Consider the following 3818-nt stretch of genomic DNA (forward strand, 5'->3'; position numbering starts at 1 on the left):
GGCGCCTACCTGCTGCCGAACCTGATCGGCATCGAGAACGCGCTCGAGGTCGTCATCTCGAACCCGCTGAAGCAGAACCGCATGCTCAAGCCGCAGCAGGCGTTCGACTACGGGATCATGGACGCGATCTTCCCCGCCTCGAACTACCTCGAGGATTCGCTGATGTGGGCCGACGGCGTGCTCAGCGGCGCGGTGAAGGTCAGCCGCAAGCACGAGCCCGGCAAGATCGAGCGTCTCACCAAGTGGCCCGTCGCCATCAAGATGGCCCGCGGCATGCTCGAGTCGAAGATCGGCACCGTTCCGAAGTCGCCGTACGTGGCGCTGGACCTGCTGGACAAGGCGAAGAGCGGCACGAAGGCCGACGGCTTCGCCCGCGAGGACGAGGCGCTGGCCGAGCTCATCACCGGCGACCAGTTCGCGGCATCCATGTACGCGTTCGACCTCGTGCAGAAGCGGGCGAAGCGTCCCGTGGGCGCTCCCGACAAGCAGCTCGCGAAGAAGGTCACCAAGGTCGGCGTCATCGGCGCCGGTCTCATGGCCAGCCAGTTCGCCCTGCTGTTCGTGCGCAAGCTGCAGGTGCCGGTGCTCATCACCGACCTCGACCAGGCGCGTGTGGACAAGGGTCTGTCCTACATCCACGAGGAGATCGGCAAGCTCGAGGCGAAGGGCCGCCTCGACGCGGACACCGCCAACAAGCTGCGGGGCCTCGTGACCGGCACGACGGACAAGAGCCAGTACGCGGACTGCGACTTCGTGATCGAGGCGGTGTTCGAGGAGGTCGGCGTCAAACAGCAGGTGTTCGGCGAGATCGAGAAGATCATCGCCGACGACGCGATCCTGGCGACCAACACCTCGTCGCTGTCGGTCGAGGAGATCGGCTCCACGCTCGCGCACCCCGAGCGGCTCGTCGGCTTCCACTTCTTCAACCCGGTGGCGGTCATGCCGCTCATCGAGATCGTGAAGACACCGCGCACCGCCGACGCTGCGCTGTCGACGGCGTTCGTCGTCGCCAAGGGGCTGGGCAAGAACGCGGTGCTCACCGCCGATGCCCCCGGCTTCGTGGTGAACCGTCTGCTCGCGAAGGTCATGGGCGAGGCGGCGCGAGCCGTGTACGAGGGCACGCCGCTGCTGACGGTCGAGCGCGCGTTCGGTCCGCTCGGTCTGCCGATGACCCCGTTCCAGCTGATCGACCTGGTCGGCTGGAAGGTCGCGGCCCACGTGCAGGACACGATGGTCGCCGCCTTCCCCGATCGTTTCTACGCGAACGAGAACTTCCACGCTCTCGCACAGCTGGACGCCGTGGTCGAGAAGGACAAGTCCGGACGCGTGTCGGGCTGGACCAAGCAGGCCGAGAAGGTGCTCAAGGGTGCGGTGGGGTCGTCCCCGGCGTCCGAGGCCGACATCCTGCGCCGTGTGCAGGACGGTCTGGCTCAGGAGATCCGCATCATGCTCGACGAGGGCGTGGTGCCCGAGGTCGAAGACATCGACCTCTGCCTCATCCTCGGCGCCGGGTGGCCGTTCATCGATGGCGGCGCCTCGCCGTACCTCGACCGCGAGGGAGCGTCGGAGCGCGTCTTCGGCGGCACGTTCCACACCCCGCCGATCCGCGGCATCTCGCAGCGCTGACGCGGACGCGCATCACGGCGGCCCCGGGCTTCGGCTCGGGGCCGCCGTTCGTTCGGCGGTGGACGCGCGATGGAGCCGCATCGGGACCGTGCTACGTTCGTGCCCGTGATCAGCACCCCGGAGCATGGGCGGAACGCCATCACCGCGCAGGCGTCCCCGCGGACGCCGGAATTCCCCATGGCCTTCACAATCGCCGAGTTCGTGCGAGGGGCTGTCGCCGCATGGATCGCGTACCTCGTTCTCGCGACGGTCGCGTACCTGGCCCTGCTGCAAGGCTACGTCGTCGTCGCAGCGGTGTTCTACGTCCCGGTCTCGGCCGCGGCTCTCGTGCTGGGCTCCTTCCCCGCCTACCTCCTCGGATGGTCCTTACGTCGATCCCGGCGTATCGCTGTGCACCTGGTCGCCTTCGTCGTCTACGGCGCGGCGGTGGGCTCCGTGGCGACCGCCCTCTTCCTCCTCATGCGCGGCGATTTGGGCGGCGGGGCGCTGTATTACCTGGTCAACGCCCTGCTCTCCGCGGTGAGCGTGCCACTCGGGTGGTATTGGACCGCTCGCCAGGCTCTGCGCCCACGTGCGGCGAGGATCGATCACGACGCGTTCGCCGAGGATGCCGCGGTCGCGCGCGGGGCGGCCGCAGACGACGCGCGCTGACGGCGGCGGGGCCTTCGGAACCCCGCCCCGACTCAACGGCGCAAGCCGCCGGTCGCCTACTGCGATGCGCGCACTCGAAGGTCGCGGGCGAGGTGGTCGCGCTGCTCGATGACGATGCGCCGGAGGGCCCCGGGGGCATCGACGTTCTCGGCGAGCCAGCGGTCTGCGGGTTCGAGCGACTCGGATGCCGGAAAGAGGCCCCGCACGAGGCGACGCGCGATCTCGATGCTGCGCTCGGACCACGTCCCGCGGATTCGGGCGTAGTAGTCGGGATCGAAGCCTGCGATCAGGTCGCGCCGTCCCCCCGCGCGGAAACCGGCGATGGTGGCGCTCAGGTGGTCGTTGGTGAGGGTCGTGTCGTCCCACGCGCGGTGCCACGCCGCAGCGCGGACGTCGGCGACGGGCTGGGCGGCGCACATCTCGATGTAGGCGGTGCGGCCGGTCGCGGTGTCGTCACGGGTCAGCTCGGCATCGGCATCCGCCGTCGTCGCCTCGCCGACGGTCGCCAGGGCGGTCCACCAGCTCCAGCGCAGCTCGGGGTCGAGGGCGAGGGCCTGGGGCGGGGCCTCGGTGCCCTCGAGCAGGGCACGCAGCGCCGCTGCCCGCGACCCGTCGTAGGCGGCGGCGTGACCCACGGCGCGCGCCCAGGCCAGCTGTGCTCCGCTGCCGGGCTCTGCGTCCCACATCCCCTGCCACGTGGTCTGCAGCCACGCCGCGCCCTCTTCGGAACGCCGTGCCTCGGGCACGTAGTGGGCGACGGCGAAACCGGCGTTGGCCAGCACGTCGGTCAGCAGCGCGATGTTCGACTCGGCGGGCGCGTGGCGGCGCACGATGTCCAGGTACCGTGCGACGGGCAGTTCGCCGTCCCTGGCCGCGTTCCAGAGGGCCGACCAGACCACCGCGCGCGCCAGCGCGTCGGCGATCGTCGACAGCGCCGCCTGCACGGCGTCGAGCGAGGCGGCATCCAGGCGCACTTTGGCGTAGGTGCGGTCGTCGTCGTTGAGCAGGATCAGGTCGGCGTCGCCCGGGAGCGGCAGCGGCGTGCGTGCCTCGTCGACGTCGTACTCACCGGCCTCGCCGCGCACCAGGCGTCCATCGCTGAGGCGGTACACCGCAGCCCCCAGCCGATGCGGGCGCGGGTCGGTCTGCACGAGGGTGAACCCGTCGTCGCCCCGCTCGACGGACAGGGTGGACATGCCCGTGGTCTGCAGCCAGGCACGCGACCACGCCCGCACGTCGCGGCCCGAAACCGTCGCGAGCTCGGCGAGCAGATCGTCCAGCGTCGTGTTGCCGAAGGCGTGCGCGGCGAAATAGCGGCGGGCACCCTCGAAGAACGCCTCCTCGCCGACGAAGGCGACCAGCTGCTTGAGCACGGCGGCGCCCTTGGCGTAGGTGATGCCGTCGAAGTTGAGCTTGGCCGCCTCGAGGTCGGGGATGTCCGCGACGATCGGATGCGTCGTCGGCAGCTGGTCCTGCTGATAGGCCCACGCCTTGCGGCGGGCCGCGAAGGTGACCCAGGCGTCGCCGAACCGTGTCGCCGC

Annotated in this window: 3 protein-coding genes; 2 read left to right on the forward strand and 1 reads right to left on the reverse strand. The window is 70.2% G+C overall.

Going from position 1 to position 3818, the window contains the following annotated elements; all coding sequences use genetic code 11:
* Both NQ160_RS20310 and NQ160_RS20315 read left to right on the forward strand, forming a co-directional pair.
* Positions 1–1626: 3-hydroxyacyl-CoA dehydrogenase family protein (locus NQ160_RS20310; protein ID WP_257516913.1), on the forward strand; the 1626-nt coding region annotated here is incomplete at its 5' end.
* Between the two features lie 177 nt (positions 1627–1803).
* A complete protein-coding gene (locus NQ160_RS20315; protein WP_257516914.1) occupies positions 1804–2277 on the forward strand; it encodes a hypothetical protein in 474 nt (157 codons plus the stop codon).
* 56 nt (positions 2278–2333) lie between these two features.
* Here NQ160_RS20315 and NQ160_RS20320 read toward each other — a convergent pair.
* Positions 2334–3818, reverse strand: a 1485-nt coding sequence (locus NQ160_RS20320; protein WP_257516915.1) for an ERAP1-like C-terminal domain-containing protein, incomplete at its 5' end; no start/stop codon positions are given.

The organism is Microbacterium sp. zg.Y909 (genome assembly GCF_024626565.1).

Bases quoted from the DNA above. Each gene is read 5' to 3' on its own strand.
- NQ160_RS20315 (WP_257516914.1), top strand. From the start codon at position 1,804: ATGGCCTTCACAATCGCCGAGTTCGTGCGAGGGGCTGTCGCCGCATGG.